This is a genomic window from Streptomyces lonarensis (assembly GCF_012033735.1).
GTDB lineage: Bacteria > Actinomycetota > Actinomycetes > Streptomycetales > Streptomycetaceae > Streptomyces > Streptomyces lonarensis.
Genome location: NZ_JAAVJD010000091.1, coordinates 1 through 20,619, shown reverse-complemented (window position 1 = coordinate 20,619; position 20,619 = coordinate 1). Strand labels below are relative to the sequence as shown.

The window sequence follows — 20,619 nt, the reverse complement described above, 5'->3', positions numbered from 1 at the left end:
GCCCGGCGCGGGCCGGAAGGGCCGCGCCGGGGCGGCTCACGGGCGTGCTCCGGGCGGCGGTGTCCCGTCGGGGCCGGGCTCGGACAGCAGCGCGGTGTGGACCGGGGTCTGCTTGCGCCGGGTGATGTTCATGCCGCGGCCCGGGATCAGGTTGCGGCCCTTGACGTTGCCGAGGACGTAGCCCTCGGTGGGCGGGCAGGACAGCAGGATGGTGGGGCTGTTGGCCTCCAGCATCCGCCGCAGCAGCGGGTCGTTCAGCCCGCGGCCGGCGCCGGCCGCGGCGCGGGTGGCGACGATGTGCAGGCCCACCTCGTAGCCGAGGGTGAGGTGGTCCAGCAGCGGGACGAACGGCTGGTGCAGGGCGCTGCCGGTGGCGACCATGTCGTAGTCGTCGACCAGGACGAACAGCCGCGGCCCCTTCCACCAGTCGCACCGGCGCATCTGGGACGGTGAGATCTCCGGGCCGGGGACGCGCTTCTGCACGGCGCGGCCCGCTCCCTCGACGAGGTCCTTGAGCCCGTCCATCGACACCGCGTGGCCGAGGCGGTACTCCTCGGGGACGGCCTCCACCAGGGTGCGGCGGTAGTCGACCACCATGATGCGGGCCTCGGCCGGGGTGAACCGGCTGGTGATGCCGCGGGCGATGAGCCGCAGCAGGTTGGTCTTGCCGCTCTCGGTGTCGCCGACGACCACCAGGTGCGGGGTGGTCGCGAAGTCGTGCCAGAGCGTGCCCATCTTCTCCTCCTCGATGCCGAGGGGCACGCGCAGCCCGTCGTCGGGGGCGGGGAGGTCGGCGGCGTCCAGCATGGTGGGCAGCATCCGCACCGGCGGGGCGGGCGGCCCGGTGTGGTGCTCGCGCACGCGGGCCACCAGGTCGGCGACGCCCTCGCTGAGGTCGTCGCCGCTGGTGCGGCCGTCGATGCGCGGCAGCGCGGTGAGGTAGTGCAGTTTCGTCTCGCGGGTCAGGCCGCGGCCGGCGACGCGGGGCACGCCGGCGGCCTTGCGGACGTCGACGTTGGAGTCCATCGGATCGCCCATCCGCAGTTCGAGGTGGGTGCCGGACTGGTCGCGGACCGCCGCGGAGAGCTCCACCCAGCGCGCGGTGGTGGTGACCAGGTGGATGCCGTAGTTGAGGCCGCGGGCGGCGATGGCGCCGAGGGTGGGGACGTAGCTGTCGAAGTCCTGCCGGAGGGTGGACCAGCCGTCGACGACGAGGAACGCGTCGCCGTGGGCCTCCTCGGGGAACTCCCCGGCGGCACGGCGGCGGCGGAACGACGCCATGGAGTCGATGCCGTGGGTGAGGAAGAACTGCTCGCGGTGGGCGAGGAGCGCCGTCACCTCCGACACCACGCGGCCGACGCGTTCGCTGTCCATGCGGGCGGCGACTCCGGCGGTGTGCGGCAGGTCGCGGAGGCCCGCGAGGCTGCCGCCGCCGAAGTCCAGGCAGAAGAACTGCACTTCGCGCGGGGTGTGGGTGAGCGCGAGGGCGCACAGCAGGGTGCGGACCAGGGTGGACTTGCCGCTCTGCGGGCCGCCCGCGATGGCGAGGTGTCCGCCGGCGCCGGAGAGGTCCACGACCAGTTCGTCGCGCCGCTGGTCGAAGGGCCGGTCCACGACGCCGACCGGGACCCGCAGGTTGCCGCCGCCCGGGGCGCGCAGGCCGCGGCCGGGGACGGGCTGCGGGGTGCCCATCAGCATGTCGAGGGTGTCGGGGTCGCGCAGCGGCGGCAGCCACACCTGGTGGGCGGGCGGGCCGGCGTCGAGCATCCGGCCGACGGCCACGTCGAGCAGCGGCAGCGCCGGCTCGGTGTCCTCCGTCTTCTTCTGCAGCATGTCGGGTTCGGGGTGGTGGCGCGGAGCGGTCCACTGCGCCGTCCACGGCACCACCTGGGCGGCGACCCGGGCGCGGTGGGCGGAGCCGCTGCGGCGGGCGTAGGGGCCGGAGACGTAGGCCGCGCGGAAGCGCGTCAGGGACTCCACGCCGCTCTTGAGGAAGCCGGCGCCCGGCTGCGCGGGCAGCTCGTAGGCGTCGGGGACACCGAGGACGCCGCGGCTCTCCATGGCGGAGAAGGTCCGCAGGCCGATGCGGTAGGAGAGGTGGCCCTCCAGCTGGTGCATGCGGCCCTCGTCCAGCCGCTGGGAGGCCAGCAGCAGGTGCACGCCGAGGCTGCGTCCCAGGCGGCCGATCATGACGAACAGCTCCAGGAACTCCCGGTGCGCGGACAGCAGTTCGCTGAACTCGTCGACGACGACGAAGAGGCTCGGCAGCGGGGCGAGCGGTTCGCCGGCGGCGCGGGCCTTCTCGTAGTCGAGCGCGGAGGTGTAGTTGCCCGCGGCGCGCAGCAGTTCCTGGCGGCGGATCAGTTCGCCGTGGAGTGCGTCGTACATGCGGGCGACCAGCTCGGTCTCGTCCGCGAGGTTGGTGATGACCGCCGAGGTGTGGGGCAGCGTGTCCAGTCCGAGGAAGGTCGCGCCGCCCTTGAAGTCGACGAGGACGAAGTTCAGAGTCTCGGAGGAGTTGGTCAGCGCGAGCCCCAGCACCAGGGTGCGCAGCAGTTCGCTCTTGCCGGAGCCGGTGGCGCCGATCAGCATGCCGTGGGGGCCGGTGCCGCCCTGGGCGGACTCCTTGATGTCGAGCTCCACCGGCCGGCCCGCGGTGTCGACCGCGATGGGCACCCGCAGCCGCTGTGCGGCGGTGCGTGCCTGCCAGAGCTGGTGCGGCTCGTGCCGGTAGAGGTCGGTTATCCCGACCAGCGTGGTGAGTTCGGTGTCGCCCTCCAGGACGTCCCCGCCGGTGTCGCTCGCCATCGACAGCCGGTGCGGCGCCAGTCGGCGGGCGAGGCCGGCCGCGGCCGCGGCGGACATCGCGTCGGGGGTGCCGAGGTCGGTGAACTGCTCCTTGCGGTCGCGGTCGGTGCGCACCAGCCGCAGCTGCGGCTCGGCCAGGTCCAGCCGGAGCGTGGAGCGGCCGGGGCGCCAGTTCAGCGCGGAGTCGACGTCCACCACGACGGTGTTGCGGAAGCCGGGGCCCTGGGCGCGGTGCCCCTCGGGGACGATCGCGCCGTCGAGGACGAGGACGACGTACGGCTCCTCGCGGCTGGGCACCGCGTCGCTGGCGAAGGTGGTGCGTTCGGCGAACTCCGGCCCGAGCAGGTCGTCGAGGTCGTTGACGGTCGAGCAGACCATGCGTGCGGGGCCGGCGCCGTCGGTGCGGCTGCGGTGCTGGGCGTGCGGCAACCACTTCACCCAGTCCCAGTCCGCGGCGCGCTCCTCGGAGGTGCAGACCGCGACCCAGAGGTCGTCCGGGGAGTGCACGGTGACCAGTTGGGCGAGCAGCGCGCGGGTCAGCTCGCGGGCGCGGTCGGTGTCGCCGCGGAACAGCACCTTGGACCAGGCGCGGAGGTAGACGGCGATCGGCTGGGCGGGAACGGTGGAGTAGGCCTTGATGAGCCCGCGGAGCGCGTGGGCGCTCAGCGGTTCCAGGTCCTCCACCGGCTTGGCCGACTCCGGGGCGAGGCGCAGCCCGAGCTTCTGGTCGCCGACGGCGACGCGGATCTCGGCGAAGTCGTCGTCCTCCGGGCGCCGTTCCCACATGCGGGTGGTGCCCGCCAGCGAGGCGAGGCCCGAGGGGTCGGGGTGGCGCCAGGCGAGCGCGCGCTGCTGCTCGGCGACGGCCTTGCGGACCTTCCGGCGGGTCTTCCGCAGGTACCGCAGGTAGTCGCGGCGTTCGCCCTTGAGCTTCTGCTTGCGTTCGGCGTTCTTGCGGAACACGTTGCCCAGCAGCATCACCGACACCGACACGACCATCATGCCGAGCATCAGGTAGACGAAGTTGTCGCCGCGCTGGCCGCCCGGGGGGCGGATGAAGACCAGCATCATCGAGACCGACATGAGGGCCATCGGCAAGTAGTTCCACACCTGGGAACTGTCGTTGGAGACCTCGGGGAGCGTCGGCGGCTCCTGGAGCGTCAGCTCCCCCTCGGGCATGTCCGGGCCGCGTCGGCGCGCCGGACGGCGGAAGAGGACGGTGGTCACAGGCGCTCTCCTCGGTGCGTGGTCCGCCCGCTGCGGGGTGGACGGTCCCGGGCGGGGCACGGGACGGGGACGTCGCTACGGGCGCGGGGGCGGCTGTGGGCGTGCGGACACGCCTCGACGGCCGACAGCGCCGCGCGGTGCCCGCCACGGGGGAGCGCGATCCCGTGCCGGACGGCATGAGTCTACGATCCAGGGAGACGAGTGGGAACGTAAGTCCCCCTATCGCCGTGGAGCTTCGGCCACCCGTGCCGTCGTGTCCCGTGCGGCGCCCCGGTCCGCGCACCGCCGCGCGGGCCGACCGCCGCCCCGAGCTGCCCGGTTCACCGATGAGCGGAACCCTGCCGTTCCCGCCGAGAAGCCTGAGTGTGCTGATGACTGATTCCGTAGCGCCGAGCCTGTGCCGCGTCACCGTACGGACCCCCGAGCGCATCATCGATCTCGCCGTTCCGGCGGACGTGCCGGTCGCCGACCTGCTCCACACCGTGGTCGAGCACGCCGGGGAGACGGTCGCCGAGAACGGTCTGGAGCACGGTGGTTGGGTGCTCCAGCGGCTGGGCGGCCCGCCGCTGCCGGAGGAGCGTTCGCTGGAGTCGCTGGGTGTGCTCGACGGGGAGACCCTGCACCTGCGGCCCCGTTCGGACGCCCTGCCGGAGGTGGTGCTCGACGACCTCGTGGACGGCGTCGCGGACACCATGGAGAACCAGCCGTTCGGCTGGACCGCCGGCGCCGCGCGCCGGCTGCTCGTCGGGATGCTGCTGATCACGCTGGCGGGCGGCCTCGGTGTGCTGCTGCACCCGCCGGCCGGCGGTGTCAACGCCCTCGCGGCCGGTGTCGCCGGGCTGGCGCTGCTCGGCGGCGCGGCGGCCGCCAGCCGCGCCGTGGGCGACGCGGGCGCGGGCGCCGCGCTCGGTGTGGCCGCGGTGGCGTACATCGGGCTGGCCGGATGGCTGCTGCCGGGTGGGGAGTTGGGCGGGGAGCACCACGCGGAGATCCTGGGGGCTCGGGCGTTGGCGTTCGGCGCGGCGGCGCTGGGGGCCGCGATGCTGGCGGTGGCGGCCGTCGCCGCCTTCGCCTCGCTGTTCCTGGGGATGGCGGTGGTGGCGACCGGCGCCGCGATCGGCGGTGCGCTGATGATGACCACCGATCTCGCGGTGGGCGAGGTGGCGGCGGTGCTGGCGCTGGTCTCGGTGATCTACGGGGCGCTGGTCCCGTCGCTGTCGTTCCGGTTGTCGGGGCTGAAGATGCCGCCGCTGCCGACCAACGCCAAGCAGCTCCAGGAGGGGATCACCCCGCACTCCCCGTCGAAGATCGAGAAGCGGACGGTGCTGGCGGACGGCTGGATGACCGGGCTGTACGGGGCGATCGCGGTGCTGTGCGGGGCCTGCCTGTTCGGCCTGGCGCTGCGGCCGACGCTGGCGCAGGTGCTGATGATGGTCGCGCTCTCGCTGCTCCTGCTGCTGCACGCCCGGGCGTTGGGCAACACGGTGCAGCGGATGTCGGTGGTGGCGCCGGGGCTGGTCGGCACCGGACTGCTGGCGTACGGCCTGGCGACGACCACCTCTCCGTCGGGCCGGCTGCTGCTGACGGCGGGGCTGCTGGCGGTGGCCGCGGCGCTGGCGATCGCCTCGTGGACGGTGCCCGGCCGGCGGCTGGTGCCGTACTGGGGGCGCGCCGGTGAGCTGCTGCAGTCCGCGGCGGCGGTCAGCATGCTGCCGCTGACGCTCTGGGTCCTCGGTGTCTACGGCGCGCTGCGCTCCATCAACGGCTGAGGGGGACGGCGATGCAGACCAAACGTGACCAGGTCCAGGCCCACATGTTCCTCATGGGCCGGTTGACGTCGGCGATGCTGCGCTCCGACCCGGACGCGCCGGAGAGCCCGCAGGCGCGGACCAACCGCGGCATCCTCTGGGGAGTGGTGATCGCGATCATCCTCACCGCGGGCGCGTTCGTGCTGGGCATGTTCAGCCCCGGCAAGAAGACCTCCTGGCAGACCTCCGGCGACCTCGTCGTCGACAAGGACACCGGCGCCCGCTACCTGTACCTGGGCGACGAGCTGCGGCCGGTGCGCAACTACGCGTCGGCGCGGCTGCTCTCGGGTGCCGACATCGGCACCACGACCGTCGGGACGAAGTCGCTGCGGGACACCCCGCGCGGCACCCCGGTGGGGATACCCGGCGCTCCGGACCAGCTGCCGCAGGTCGAGGACGCGACGCAGACCCGCTGGCTGGTCTGCGCCGCGTCCGACGCGGCGGCCGAGGACGAGGAGGCGACGTTCACCACGGTGGTCGTCGGCGGTGAGGCCGAGGGCGACGGCATCGGCGCGGACGAGGGCGGTCTGGTCTCGGGCCCGGACGGCGAGGAGTACCTGGTCTGGCAGGGCAACCGGCTGCGGCTGGACAGCGAGACCGGGGCGCGCGAGTCGCTGGGCTGGACCGCGCACGCGGCGGTGCCCGTCTCCGCCTCGTTCCTCAACTCCCTGCCGGCGGGGCCGGATCTGACGCCGCCGCCGGTGGCGGACCTGGGCGACGCCGGGCCGGCCGGTGTCGGCACCGTGGGCCAGGTCTTCGAGCAGGCGGTGACCGGAGGGGCCTCGCGCTACTACCAGCTGCACGCCGACGCCCTGGTGCCGGTGACCTCGACCGAGGTGGCGCTGATCCTCGGCGACCCGGAGGTCCGGGAGTCCGCCTACGGCGGTGGGACACCGCAGGCGCTGCCGCTCGCCTCGCAGGCGGTGCGCGACCTGGCGTCGGAGGACGGCACGGCGAACGGCGCCCGCCTGCCGGAGGCACCGCCGACCGCGGTGCCGCTCCTGGAGGACGAGTCGCTGTGCGCCAGCGTCACCCCCGAGGGCGACGGCACCCGCATCTCCGTCTCGGTGGTGCCGAACGCGTTGCTGGGCACCCCCGCGCAGCTCTCCTCGGACCTGGCGGCGCCGGCGTGCTCGCCGGTGGACGCACTGGTGGTGCCGCCGGGCGGCGGGACGCTGGTGCGGGCGGTCGGCGCCGGCGGCGGGCGGATCGGCCCCTCGCTGTACCTGGTGACGGAGGCCGGGGTGAAGCACCGGGTGGACGGCGACGGGGCGGCCGCGGCGCTCGGCTACGGCAGCGCCACGCCGGGTGAACTCCCGGCCCCGCTCCTGGCGATGGTCCCCTCGGGGCCCGACCTGTCGGAGCTGGACGCCCGTGAGGGACGCGTCACGTTGACCGAGCCGTTCTGCGAGGCGGACGACGGTTCCGTGCACCGCGAGCAGTCGGAGGAGACCGGCGCTGACCAGGGCGGCAGCGACTCCGGGGGCACGGTGAACGCCTCGGGCACGACACCGGGCCGAGGGGGCGCCGGCGAGCCCGGCAACAAGGAGACAAGCTGACGACAACATCGCGCGCCGGGAGGCGGCCGCGGTGCCCTTAGCCTGATCGCCGGCACCCTCCCGACCGTCCGGGCATCGGACCGTCAGGCCGGCGTGGGCGCCCCCTCACCCAGACCGGACGCGGCCGAGGAGCGCTCAGGCCGCGCCGCCGACCGGAGGTCCTGTCCATGTCCCAGGAGATGTCTGCCTCAGAGCAGTCAGCCACACGCAGCGGTATCCAGACGCTGAACTCGACGGCGAGCAGCATCGACCAGTGCCTCGCGTCGGTGCGGAACATCCAGCACAACCTGCTCAGCTCGTACCAGGGCAGCGACGGCAAGGCCGCCGGCGACCTCATCGCCAAGTGGATCGGCAACGCCGAGATCGTCCTCGGCAACCTGCGCTCGATGGAGCAGACGCTGGAGCACACCCTCGTCGAGTACGGGGCGCAGCAGGCCCAGTCGCGTGACGAGATCCAGCAGCAGCAGCGGCAGGGCGACGCCGTGTTCGACGCGCTCTCCGGCTGACGCCGCAAGCGCGACCGCACCGCCGCCTGACCCGCCCGCCCGCCCGAACTCCCCGAAGAGGACGCACTCATGAGCCAGTTCGACGACGGCAACATCTACATGGACTACCGCGGCGTCGACAACGTCGTGGAGGACCTGCACGCGCAGACCCGCGCCATCCGCCAGATGCTGGACCAGATGGACCAGGAGCTCCAGCCGCTGCGCAACAGCTGGGTCGGTGACGCCAGCGAGCAGTACGCCATCAAGCAGGCCGCGTGGAACAACGCGATGACGGAGATGGACCGCCTCCTGACCCAGGACGCCGCCCTCCTCCAGAACCTCGGCCAGGGCTACCGCCGCCGTGAGGCCGGCCTGGGCCAGACCTGGTCCGAGGTCAAGATCGGTCGCTGAGCCGCCCGTAACCCGGCCGACAGGGCAGAGGAGGAGATCTCGTCGTGAGCACCGACGACTCCGGCGAGGACGCCGGAACCCTCAAGATGAACAAGGACGGTCTCCAGAGCTTTCTGGAGAACGAGGTCGACACCGTCAAGAAGAAGATCAAGGAGATCCTCTCCGGCAACGGCGCCGAGCCGATGTCGGTTCTCGCGGGGCGCGACCGGCCGGAGGACACCGACATGGCCGACCGTCAACGTCCGCTGGCCCTGGGGCTGATGGTGTCCGGCAACGGGCCCGGCACCGAGGTGAACAACAGCATCAAGACGGTGGCCGGCGCCGTGGACGACATCCTGGACCACCAGCTGACCCTGTTCACGCAGATCATCAGCAATCTGGAGTCGACCATCGAGGAACTCCTCACCGAGCAGGGGAAGAGCCTGGAGGACATCGACGGCCAGGCCCTCCTGGACGTCTTCTCCGACGTCGAGACCGAGCTGACCGGCGACTACACCGTGTCCGGTACGAACGACTGACCGCTGACACCCATTCCCGCGGAGCCCCCACGTGCCAGATCAGGACGACAGCAACTCGTCGAGCGACGACTCCTCCGAGGAGAACGGCTCGTCGGACTCCGGGGGCACCAACAGCCACGGGATGATGGACCAGGACGACGCCTTCCGGCGGTTCGTCACCACCATGACCGGCTACCGGATGCCGAACCTCAGCGAGGTCTTCGACGACCTCAAGGGGAACAGCGAGATCCCCATGATGCGGGTGGAGATCTCGAGCGGCTCCTCGGACATGTGGACCACCTCCCGCTCGGTGGACGACCTCAGCGAGCTCTACGCGAAGAGCAGCAACCCCTGGTTCCGTGTCGAGAACACCGACGTCGTCATCCCCTTCTACTCCGGCGGTTCGTCCCCCGGGGACACCGTGACGATGAAGCGGGCGCGGATCACGCTGCTCGGCCGCCGCGGGACGGACGACGCGCCGAGCGAGAGGGGCTACGAGAACGGCAGCGAGTTCAGCTCCGACCTCAAGATCGGTGACCAGGAGGCGACGACCTGGGACAACCGTCCCGTCGCCCAGTACGTCAGCGGTTCCGGGGCCGCGCTGGACAAGGTCCTCGACGGCGACAGCTTCCGGATGGGCCACAACGGCTCGGACACCGTCACCTACGCCGACTCCGTCAAGCTGCGGAGCCTGGACGACGTCGCCGACTCCTTCGACCGGCTCGCGACGTTCTTCGCCATGCGCAGCAAGGACTTCGACGCCTGGGCAAGCAGCCTCGGCAAGGAGTCGATGGCCTGGAAGGGGCAGGCGGCGGGGGTCTTCCACGACCTCGTCGCCGGCCTGGGCCGGATCTACGACTCCTACGCCTCCCAGTTCAAGTCGGCCTCCGGCGGCGGTTCGGAGTACGGCGACGAACTCCGGCAGGCGCGGAAGGACATCGAGGACGCCGTCCGGGACGTCCGGAACACCTGGAGCAGCTGGAACGCGACGGACGGCAACCCGCTGCGGTACGTCTACGACGAGCTGATCGACACCGCCGAGCACATGTTCGACAACAACATCTTCAAGGTGCGGTTCCACCAGTCGACCACCTCGGGTCGGTACGGCGGCGGGGGCGGCTCCCACAAGGTCGAGGAAGCCGGGTTCACGGAGTCCGTGAAGGACGGCCCGCTGACCGAGATGTCGACCTGGAAGGGCATCGGCGAACGCGCCCGCGCCAAGTGGGAGAAGACGATCGAGGACACCCTCGTCGCCGCCGCGCGCGAGGCCGAGGGCAAGGTCGCCGACGCGTTCGCCAAGATCGACATCAGCCCCACCGTGCGGACGGTCAACGTCAGCCTGGAGGCGGAGTACGCCAAGGACGTCAACGCCCGCGACCGCCACGAGGCGGAGCAGGAGCGGGAGCGGCTGGAGAAGGAGAAGGCCGAGGCCGAGGAGAAGGCCGAGCGCGAGAAGGCCGAGGCCGAGGAGAAGGCCGAGCGCGACAAGCGCGAGGCCGAGGAGAAGTACGAGCGGGAGAAGGCCGAGGCCGAGGAGAAGGCCGAGCGCGAGAAGGCCGAGAACGAGGCCCGGTACGAACGCGACCGCGCGGAGGCCGAGGCCCAGCGGGCGGAGGCCGAGGAGAGGTACGAGCGGGAGAAGGCCGAGGCCGAGGCCAAGGAGCAGGAGGCCCGGGAGCAGGCCGACGCGGACCGCGCACTGGCGGAGGAGCGGTACGAACGCGACCGCGCCGACGCCGAGACCCAGCGGGAGGAGGCGCAGGCCCAGGCCCAGGCCGACCGCGAGGAGGCCGAGGCGCAGCGCGCGGAGGCCCAGGCGCAGGCCGAGCAGGACCGCGCCGACGCGCAGGAGCGGTACGACCAGGAGAAGGCCGAGGCCGAGGCCCGCGCCGAGCAGTACCTCGGCGGCGGGGACTCCCGCGCCATGGCCCTCGACGCGGACGCCGTGAACCGGGCCAACGACCTGATGAACGGCGGCGGCCCGGCCTTCATGGCGGGCATGCGGACCCCCGGCGCCACCCTCGGGCAGGGCTCGGACGACCGTGAGCGGCGCGACTACGACGCAGCGCAGCAGGAGCGTGCCGACCAGCAGCAGCGGGAGGCCGAGGAGCGGTTCCGCGAGCAGCAGAACCGGGCCGACCAGCAGCAGCAGGACGCCATGGAGCGCCAGGAGCAGCTGCAGCGCGAGCAGCAGGCCCGGGCGGACGAGGTGCGGCAGGGCGCCGACCAGCAGCGCGTCCAGACCGAGAGCGACTACCAGGAGCGGCAGAACGAGGCGCAGCGCGAGGCCGAGCAGCGCCAGGAGGAGATGCGGCGCGAGCAGGAGGCCCGCAACGAGGAGGCCCAGCAGCGCGCCGACCAGCAGCAGCGCGAGGCGCAGGAACGCCAGGAGGAACTCCAGCGGCAGCAGGAGGCGCGTCAGGAGGAGGCCCAGCAGCGCGCGGACGAGCAGCAGCAGGTGGCGCAGCAGCGCCAGGAGGAGATGCGGCGCGAGCAGGAGGCGCGTCAGGAGGAGGCCCAGCAGCGCGCCGACGAGCAGCAGCAGCAGGCGCAGCAGCGCCAGGAGGAGATGCGGCGCGAGCAGGAGGCCCGCAACGAGGAGGCCCAGCAGCGCGCCGACCAGCAGCAGCAGGAGGCGCAGGAACGCCAGGAAGAGCTCCAGCGGCAGCAGCAGGTCCGCGAGGAGGAGGCCCGGGAGCGCGCCGAGCGGCAGCAGCAGCTGTCCCAGGAGCGCCAGGAGCAGCTGCGCGCCCAGGGCGACTACCGCGGCGCCGAGGCGCAGCGACAGGCGGACGAGGCGCTCGCCGAGGCGCAGCGCCGCTACCAGGACCAGGTCCGCGGCATGGGGGGCGGCGGGTTCGGCAGTTCGACGCCCACGGTGACGACGCTCAACCCCGACGGCACACTCGCGGTGGAGTACCCGGACGGCACCTCGCGGACGATCGACGGGGAGATGACCACCCGGCTCCCCGACGGGACCGTGCGGACGGTGGACCCCGCGACCGGCGAGGTCACGACGGTCTACCCCGACGGCAGCACCCGCACGGAGTTCCTCTCCCCCGGCGAGTCCATCCGGGACATCGCGAGCGCCACCGGCCCCGGGGGCCGGTCGGTGTTCAGCCCGGTCTCCCCCGGCTGGGGGTCGGAGCTGTCCCCGGGCATGCCGTCCCAGGAGGGCCAGGCGCTCGGGCGCGGCATGCCGCCCGGTGGCGGGATGCCGATGATGCCGCCGGGCGGCCGGATGGGCGGCGGGGGCGGGCCCGGCGAGATGGAGCGCTCCCGCATGGTGCACGATGACCAGGTGTCGCAGCGTCAGGTGCGCCGCCCCGGGATGGACGCCGAGACGATCCACGCCGCGCGCGGCATGCCGACCAGCGGTGGCATGCCGATGATGCCGCCGCCGATGGGCGGCGGCGGTGCGCCGGGCGGCGGCCAGCAGACGGAGAGCGGCGGCCGGGAGCGGGCCTCCTGGATGGAGGAGGAGGACGACGTGTGGGGCAGTGACGAGGGCGGCGCGCCGTCGTCGATCGGACGCTGACGGCCGCGGTCGTCGAGGCAGCGGAGAGGGTCAGGGAGGCCGGCGGTATGGAATCGATCGAGTCACGTGTGGCTGCGGCCATGGAGCAGTTGCGGCAGACGGAGGAGGCGGCAGCGCGCGCGGAGGGCGACCTCAGCGCCATGTCGGAGACCGCCCGTTCGCGCGACGGCAGCGTCGAGGCGACCGTCTCCGCCCAGGGCCGTGTGGAGAGCATCCGCTTCCTGGACAACCGGCACCGGGCCATGAGCGGTGAGCGGCTCTCCGCCGCCACCATGGAGGCGGTCGACGCCGCGCAGGCAGCGATGGCGCAGGTGGTCATGGAGACGCTGCGCCCGTTGACGGAGATGGCGGACTCGCTGTCCCTGTCCGTCGGCGACGAGGCGCGCGAGGCCGCGGCCGCCGACTGGGACCGCATGTTCGCGCCGCTGCGCGAGACCGCCGCCCGCGGCCGGGACCAGCAGGCCGGCCGCGGCTCCCGCCTACGCGACGAACTGCACGAGGGCGAGTGAACCGGTCGTGAACAGTGACAAGTTCGAGGCGAGCCCGCAGCGACTGGCCGTCTTCGCCGAGGAGTTCAGGTCGACGCGTCGCGACTTCGAGAAGGCGTCCGACGACTTCTTCCGCGACGAGCGGCGCACCGGCGGCTGGATGGGCGGCGGTGCCATGGACACCTACGCCCAGCAGGTGACCCCGCCCTACGAGCAGGGCGTCGAGGAGACGACGATGCTGCTCGGCCTGTTCGGCGACGCGGTCGACAACATCGGCGAGATCATCTTCGGTGACGCGCAGGACCTCACGGACTTCCAGAACGAGGCCGTGGAGGGCATCCACGACCTCGGGTCGTCCACGGACGGCACCGGCCCGGTCGGCGGCGGCAGGTTCTGACCCGTGGTCCCCGACAGCATCGAGTTTCCCCCGGACGTGCGGCGCATGCTGTTCGTGCTGATCGGTCACATGCCGTTGACCGGCTCCTCGGACATGGCGTACGCGAACCGTTCGCCGTTCGAGCGGCTGGCCGACGACGTGGACCGGGTCCGGGGACGGCTGCGGAGCATGATGACCCAGGTCGACGGCGCGCTCCCGCCGCACGTCGCCCAGCAGTTCAAGGACGCTGTCCGCGTCCTCACCGACCCCACCGGCAACGACCGGCTCGGGGACTTCTCCGCCCAGTTGCGCGGCGGCCTGGCGCAGAACCAGGTGACGCAGTCGCGCAACATCATGGAGGCGAAGTGGCAGATCATCGCCGAGATCATCATGCTGCTCGCCCAGTTGGCGCTGCTGGCCGCGCTGTCGTTCTTCACGGGCGGCACCTCGATGACGCAGGCGATCATCGCGAAGACCCGCAGCACGCTCACCGTGCTGCTCGTCATGCAGCGGCTGTCGGCCAACGGCATGCTGTTCCCGACCATCACCAGCGCGCTGCAGGAAGCGGTCATCACCTTCGCGACCCGCATCGCGATGATCAGGCTCAACAAGGGCGACCGCGCGCCCGGCGGCATCGACTGGGGCGCGGTCGGCAAGGCGGCGCTCTTCGGTTTCGCGGGCGGGCTGCTGACCGCCGGGATCTACAAAGCGCTGCCCAACCCGTTCCGCGCCGGCCCCGACAGCAGCGGCTGGGTCAACTTCACCGGTGAGGTGCCGAAGGCGTTCGTCTCCGAGGGCCTCGGTGACGCCACGTCGGAGACGCTCATCAACGGACTCTACGACGGGGTGTGGGACTTCAACCCGATGTCGCTGGTCGGCGGCGGCCTGGCGGGGATCAGCGGTCTCGCGATGGAGACCGGTATCTTCCTCGCCGGGCAGAAGGGGTTCGACCACTTCTTCAAGCCCCGGCCGGACGGCATGGACGTCAACGGCGGCGTGAACGACCCGTCCCGGGTCGGCCTCGGCGGGCCGACACCGAACGGCGTCCCGGGCGGCGGCCTCGTCAACCCGGCGCCGACCGCCCCGGACGGGCTCGGTCCGAAGGCCACCCCGCCCCCCGTTCCGGCGCCGCCCCTCACGCCGCCCCCGGTGGTCCCCTCGGTCGGCGACATGCCGCCGCCCTACTCGGCCACCACGTTCCCCTCGCCGTCCCCCGTGGACCCGGCCGTCGCGGAGAAGAAGACCGCGATACCGACGCCGCCCCCGGTGACCACCCCTGTGCCGCCGCCTCCGGTGCCGACGCCGTCGCCGCCCCCCGGGTTCGTCGCCCCGCCCCCGTACACCGCGCTGCCGCCCGTCCCGCCGGCCTCGCAGGCACCCTGGGTCAACTCCCCGGTCGTGGACACCGCACCGGCACCGGAAGGGCCCGTCAACCGCGCGCCCGGCGCCGAGCCGATACCGGGCTCCGTGCCGCCCCCGGTGAACCTGGCACCGCCGCTGACCGTGCCGACGCCGCCCCCGGTGTCGACTCCGTCGCCCGCCGACACCACCGTGCCGAACCCGCCACTGGTGAACGGCCCCGGTGCCGTCAGCCCGCCCACGGCGCCGCTGCCCGTCGGCGCGCCCCCGCTCCTGCCACCCGCGACCCTCACGCCGCCGCCGCTGGTCACCCCGCCCGCAACTCTCACGCCGCCGCCGGTGACACCGGTGGTCGCCCCTCCGGTGACCACGCCGGTCACGACGCCGCCGGTGGTCACGACGCCGGTCACCACCCCGGTCACGCCGCCGCCGGTGGTCACCGCCCCCGGAACCACCCCGCCCGCCGTCACGACGCCGCCGGCCACCGACCGCACCGCGCCCGGGCCCGTCCCCCCGGAGACCGTCGCCGACATCCCGCCGGTCACCACGGAGCCGCCGGCCACCACGACGCCGCCGCCCGTCGCGGACAGCGGCCCGGTGAACACGCCCGAGCGCGCTCCCGTCGCCACGCCCCCTCCCGCCGAGACCGGCGGCGAGACGGCCCGTCGGCCGGTCACCGAGTCCGCGGGCCCGTCGACGCTGCCGCCCCCGCCGGTACGGCTCGACACCCCGGACCAGACCCCCGCCCCCGGCACGCAGCCGCGCGGCGACCAGCAGAACCCGAACCACCCCGCCGACGTCCGCCCGTCGGACCCCGCGCCCGACCGGACCGCCGACGACCGCGCGGACCGCGGCCCGGACGAGGCGGCGGCACCATCCCCGCGGACGCCCGTCCCGGTGGCGGCGGACGGCACCGCCCTCCCCGTGGCCGACCCCGTCCGCCCCGAGCAGTGGCAGCCGCACCGCGCCGACGCCCCCGCGCCGACCGTGGTGGTCGTGCCCGCGCCGGGCGACGCCGCCGCGACGCAGCAGCCCGGGCAGCGCCCCGAGCCGATCGCCCGCACCACCGTGCAGCGCGTCCAGGCCGACGACGGCCGCTGGGTGCGCACCGTCACCGTCGAGATACCGGTGCACACCGGCGACGGCGTCACTCCCGGCCAGGTGCCGGAGATCGAGCAGCGGCTGCGCGACCTCACCGACCAGCACGTCAACCACGGTCTGCTGCTGCCTGAAACCGGCGACCAGCTCCACGTCGATCTGCGGCTGGTGCCCGCCCCGAACGCCACCACCGACGCCGTGGTGCTCACCGCGAGCCCGGTCCCCACCGCGTCCGACAGCACCACCCTCCACACCTACCTGCCGGCCCCCGGCACCCCGCCGGCCGACGGCGCCCGCCTCCGGCTGGGAGCCGACCACGCCGCCCTCACCCAGGTGCTGCGCCACGCCGGGCTCGACACCACCGGCCCGGCCGCCACGCAGAGCGGCCCGGCGACCCCGCCCCCGGCAGTGCGCCCGGAGCACCTGCGGACCGTCGACACGCTGACCACCCCGGCGCAGAAATCCTCCACCGCTCCCACAAGCAACCGGACACCGGAACCGGTGGTCGAGCCAACGGGCCCAGCAACCCGCGTCGCCACCGCCACTATCTCGACGACGGCGTTGGCGGCGCCCGGGCCCCACACCAACGACTCCTTCAAGGACCTGCTGGCGGACGCCGCGGGGCCGGACATCACCAGCTACGCCTACTACAGCGAGCTGATCCAGACCCTCGGCGATGTGAAGTCCGCGTTCGAGCCCCACCAGTACAACCTCGAAGCCATCACCCGACAGATCCTCGGCATGAAGGCAGACGCACCGGTCGGCATGGCCGACATCATCGAGGCACTGGAATGGTCCGGCCAGGCCCACATGCACAACGAGGCCGGCACCGTCGCCGACATCGCCTCCTACGTGCTGGACATGAAGACCCAGCCCAACAGCCCCCGCTCCGAGGTCGACGAAGCCGCTCTCGCACAACAGCACATCGAGCAGCACGTCCCCGAGCTGGCCACCTGGGCCGACACCCCCGCCGCCGACGCCGCCTACACCCACATGACCCGCGACGGCAACCTCTGGCAGCTCGCCCGCGCCCGACACGGATACCCCCAGGGCCGCGCCCTGATCGCGCAGATGTCACAGGAAAACCTGCGGGACCTGAACAACGAGATCGGCACCGCCCAGGACTGGCGCCAGGACGTCCGCACCCGACTCGAACAGGCACTGACCAACCGCGTCCTGCACCACTACACCACCGCCGACCGCGTCACGACCATGCTCGCCCCCGGCAACGGCGTCATGAAGTCCAAGCTGAAACTGATGCTCGACACCGCCGGCATGGCGGAGAACAACACCCCCGAACTCGACAAGGTCGAATTCGCCAACGACGGATTCGTGTTCTTCTTCCTCGCCGACCCGAACGCACCCTTCCGCGACAGCCGCTTCGCACAGGGCTCCGGCGGCCCCGCCCGCATCACCGTCCCCCAGAGCCGACTCACCGACAGCGGCTGGCTCATGGTCACCGACTTCTACGACCGGGAATGGCCCACCCTCCGCGCCGACGCCGACGGCAACCTCCTCTCCTACCGCCGCGACACCGAGTCCAAGGCCCACTCACCCGAAGCAAAACTCCACGACGCCGGCATCCACACCAAGAACCGCTGGAACCGCGGAAAGAACGCAGAGTTCAACGACGGAGTGAAACTCTCCGCAATCGACCTCCACAACGCGGCCCGCAACAACCCCGACTTCACCCCCGGTGACATCAAGGACATCGTCGCCTTCGCCAAGACCTACCAGGAGACCAAGGACGGACTGGCCGCCACCGGCGACTGGGAAACCCTCCAACAGCACAACACCGCACGCGACCAGCACCTCGCCACCAGCCAGCGCTTCGACCGCCAGGTCCGCCGCTACTACCCCCACATCACAGGATTCATCGACTACTCGACCGAGGGCGGCACCACCCGCCACATCGACGGCGAGGCACGCGACGGGAAAGAACCGGCACGCACCAACAACCAGTTCACCGACCGCGCCGACCAACTCCGCAACAACATCCTCGCCGGCCCCCACATCATCCCCGGACTCGCCGCCCGCGGCGTCCTCGAAATCCTGCGCATCGAACAACAAGGCGGCCACCAAACCCTGGTCGACCAACTGAAGAACATGACCGGCGACCAACTCGTCGACACGCTGATGAAAGACTTCATCCGCCCCCAGGTCATGATTTCCGACACCGTCCCCATCACCCACGACAACATCCAGTACCCACCCACCACCAACACCACCACCTCCACAACAGCGCTGGCCGCCCCCGGCCCCCACAACAACGACACCTTCAAGGACCTCCTCGCCGACGCCGCAGGCCCCGACATCGTCGACCATCCGCAGTTCGATCAGATGGTCGAAACGCTCGAGCGACTGCGGCCGGCTTTCGAGCCCCACGGGTACAACCTGCCGGCGATCACCAGGGAGATCATCAACGTCGAGGCCGATCACCCGATCGGCCAGACCGAGGTCGCCTACGCACTGATGTGGGCCGCCCAGGCGAACACATACGGCAAGGCCGGGTCGGTCGCGGAGATTGCTACCCACGCGCTCGCTCAGGAGGCGCTCGCGCAGGAGCACATCGTGACGCATGTCCCTGCGCTCGCCGACTGGGCGCAGTCCCCAGCCGCCCAACTCGCCTACAACCAGATGGCCGACTGGGGGAACCTCTGGCGTGACGCGCTGTTCGGCGGCTACCCGGGCGGACGGGCCCTCATCGCCCGGATGTCCCACGACAATCTCTGGGACATGAGGCTGGAGATCGGCCCGCAGGAGGGCTGGCACCAGGACCTGCGCGCGCGGGTCGAGCAGGCGCTCAGCAACCGGGTGCTGCACCACTACACCACCGCCGATCGCGTCGAGACGATGCTCGCCCCGGGACAGTCGCACGAGATCAAGTCCAAGTACCAGTTGGTGCACAACGCGCCGGAGAGCTCGAATCCCGCCGAGAACAACACCCCCGAGTTCGACGAGATCGAGTTTGCCAACGACTCCTTCGTCTTCTTCTTCCTCGCCGACGCCGACGCACCGTTCCGCGGCAGCCGCTTCGGGGAGGGTGGCGCCGGACCTGCCCGCATCGCCGTGTCTCAACAGCCGTTGTCGGACGAGGGCTGGATCATGCTCACGGACTTCGCCGACCGCGAGTGGCCGACCCTGCGCGCCGATGCCGACGGCAACCTCCTGTCCTACCGTCGTGACGCCCTGCCGGAGACGGCCTCGCCCGAGGCCCGCATGTGGGCGGCCCAGCAGGAGATCATCGATATCTGGAACGACGGCCTGGGGGCCCTCTACCGGACTGCGTACGAGCTGAGCAGCGATCTGTCCGACAACTTCGCGACGGACGCCGATCATGTGTCGCCCGAGGCCACGGCGAAGATCGTCAAACTCGCCGAGGTCAACCGGGAGATCCGCGAGAAACTGCTCTCCTACGACGACGGTCGGGGGCGGTTGGACCGGATCGCCCATGACCTCAGCACCGACTTGTCCGACGCGTTCGCGGACGACTCCGGCTACCTCTCTCCCGAGATCGTCGGGAAGATCGTCGAGTTCGCCGCGATCAACAGGGAGATCCGCGAGCAGCTGCGCGCGACGGGGGAATGGGACACGCTCCAGGGGCTTGCCTCAGAGCGGGAGGCCAACCGCGACCTCGGGCTGCGGTTCGACCGTCAGGTCCGGCGCTACTGGCCGCAGATGATCTACAGCGCTGCCAGTAACTGGTCCTATCCGATGCGTGGGGGGACGACTCGGCACATCGACGGCGAGGCACGTGACGGGAAGGAGCCGGCGCGGGCGAACAACCAATTCTCCGACCGTGCCGACCAACTCCGCAACAACGTGCTCGCGGGCCCCCACATCGTCCCCGGCCTGGCGACGCGCGCCCTGCTGGAGATCGTGCGCATCGAGCGGCAGGGCGGGAACCAGGCGCTGGTGGACCGCCTGAAGAACATGACCGGCGACCAACTCGTCGACACCCTGATGAAGGACTTCATCCGCCCCCAGGTCATGGTCCCCGGCCCCGTCCCCATCACCCGCGACGACATCCAGTACCCGCCCGGCACGTCGCGGCCTGCGGTGACGCCACCGGATGGGACGTCATCCCCGTCTCCGTCGCCGGCTCCAGGTCGCAGCGACCGTCAGGTCGCGGACCACGGCGTGAGTGCTTCCGGTATCGCGGCCGGCCCGGACCCGATGCGCCCGCTGTCCACCCACCCCGACGTCCTCGCCGTCGACTCCTGGACCCCCACCGAACGCGAAACCCACGCCACCGACCCCACCTGGGTCCACACCAAAGCCCAACAACTCCCCCCCGAGGACTTCGCCCACCTCGCCGCCGCCCTCATGGTCACCACCACCACCGGCGTCGAACAACCCATCTCCGCCACCCGCGAAACCCGCCGCGTCCTGGCCGACATGCTCCGCAACACCGACCTCACCACACAACTCCTCCTCGACGGCCGCGCCCGCATCATCATCATCCCCCGCCACCAACGCCTCACCGACACACCCGAATTCGCCCACCTCGCCGGCACCCACACCCCCAGCGGCGACCCCTGGGACACCACACGCGGCATCACCCTCGACAACGGCCTCCTCGCCATCGGCGAAGAAAACGTCCTCGGCACCACCAGCACCCTCCCCACCCACACCGACGGCTACAGCACCCTCACCCACGAAATAGCCCACACCCTCCACCACCACCTCCACACCACCCCCACCACCACACCCGACACCCTCCTCCCCCACGCCCCCACCATCATCCGCGCCGCCTTCCAAGCCGCCCTCACCCTCGGCGACTCCCCCAACGGCCCCACACGCGCCCAAAACCCCGACGGCACCTGGACCGAAACCAACTACGTCCTCCGCCAACCCACCGAACACGAATTCTTCGCCCAACTCACCAACACCTGGCTCGGAACAAACGCCGGACACGACCGCTACACCGGCCTCCCCATGCACAACACCCAACAATGGGTCCAC

10 protein-coding genes are annotated in these 20,619 nt (G+C 72.0%); 9 read left to right on the top strand and 1 reads right to left on the bottom strand.

The features are described 5' to 3' along the window. Positions 1 to 36 precede the first annotated feature (36 nt). Complete coding sequence (gene eccCa / locus HCN56_RS13345) at positions 37 to 4,035, bottom strand: type VII secretion protein EccCa (RefSeq protein WP_312871216.1); 3,999 nt, start codon at positions 4,033 to 4,035, stop codon at positions 37 to 39. Between the two features lie 371 nt (positions 4,036 to 4,406). Between eccCa and eccD the strand changes: the two genes are divergently transcribed. The 9 genes from eccD to HCN56_RS13300 form a co-directional block, all read left to right on the top strand. Beyond that, on the top strand, positions 4,407 to 5,804 hold the full coding sequence (gene eccD, locus HCN56_RS13340) for a type VII secretion integral membrane protein EccD (RefSeq protein ID WP_167970720.1): 1,398 nt from the start codon (positions 4,407 to 4,409) through the stop codon (positions 5,802 to 5,804). A gap of 11 nt (positions 5,805 to 5,815) precedes the next feature. Then, entirely contained in the window at positions 5,816 to 7,402 is a 1,587-nt protein-coding gene (gene eccB / locus HCN56_RS13335) for a type VII secretion protein EccB (RefSeq protein ID WP_167970717.1), read from the top strand. Between the two features lie 179 nt (positions 7,403 to 7,581). Beyond that, positions 7,582 to 7,908: a WXG100 family type VII secretion target gene (locus HCN56_RS13330; protein WP_167970715.1), complete on the top strand. Its 327-nt coding sequence runs from the start codon at positions 7,582 to 7,584 to the stop codon at positions 7,906 to 7,908. A 69-nt stretch (positions 7,909 to 7,977) separates the two neighbouring features. Beyond that, complete coding sequence (locus HCN56_RS13325) at positions 7,978 to 8,298, top strand: WXG100 family type VII secretion target (RefSeq protein ID WP_167970713.1); 321 nt, start codon at positions 7,978 to 7,980, stop codon at positions 8,296 to 8,298. A gap of 44 nt (positions 8,299 to 8,342) precedes the next feature. Beyond that, positions 8,343 to 8,816: a type VII secretion system-associated protein gene (locus HCN56_RS13320; RefSeq protein ID WP_167970711.1), complete on the top strand. Its 474-nt coding sequence runs from the start codon at positions 8,343 to 8,345 to the stop codon at positions 8,814 to 8,816. Between the two features lie 31 nt (positions 8,817 to 8,847). Next, a complete protein-coding gene (locus tag HCN56_RS13315; RefSeq protein WP_167970709.1) occupies positions 8,848 to 12,333 on the top strand; it encodes an AAWKG family protein in 3,486 nt (1,161 codons plus the stop codon). Positions 12,334 to 12,380: 47 nt separating this feature from the next. Continuing rightward, the gene (locus tag HCN56_RS13310) at positions 12,381 to 12,842 is read left to right on the top strand and encodes a YbaB/EbfC family nucleoid-associated protein (protein WP_167970707.1); all 462 of its coding nucleotides are present in this window, start codon (positions 12,381 to 12,383) and stop codon (positions 12,840 to 12,842) included. A 7-nt stretch (positions 12,843 to 12,849) separates the two neighbouring features. After that, complete coding sequence (locus HCN56_RS13305) at positions 12,850 to 13,218, top strand: hypothetical protein (protein ID WP_167970705.1); 369 nt, start codon at positions 12,850 to 12,852, stop codon at positions 13,216 to 13,218. Between the two features lie 3 nt (positions 13,219 to 13,221). After that, positions 13,222 to 20,619 (top strand): WXG100-like domain-containing protein (locus tag HCN56_RS13300; RefSeq protein ID WP_446696832.1); only part of this gene is annotated, 7,398 nt, incomplete at its 3' end.

What these genes read in the sequence shown, in the direction of transcription:
- eccD (WP_167970720.1), top strand. Translation starts at nt 4,407, where the DNA reads ATGACTGATTCCGTAGCGCCGAGCCTGTGCCGCGTCACCGTACGGACC.
- eccB (WP_167970717.1), top strand. Translation starts at nt 5,816, where the DNA reads ATGCAGACCAAACGTGACCAGGTCCAGGCCCACATGTTCCTCATGGGC.
- HCN56_RS13330 (WP_167970715.1), top strand. Translation starts at nt 7,582, where the DNA reads ATGTCTGCCTCAGAGCAGTCAGCCACACGCAGCGGTATCCAGACGCTG.
- HCN56_RS13325 (WP_167970713.1), top strand. Translation starts at nt 7,978, where the DNA reads ATGAGCCAGTTCGACGACGGCAACATCTACATGGACTACCGCGGCGTC.
- HCN56_RS13310 (WP_167970707.1), top strand. Translation starts at nt 12,381, where the DNA reads ATGGAATCGATCGAGTCACGTGTGGCTGCGGCCATGGAGCAGTTGCGG.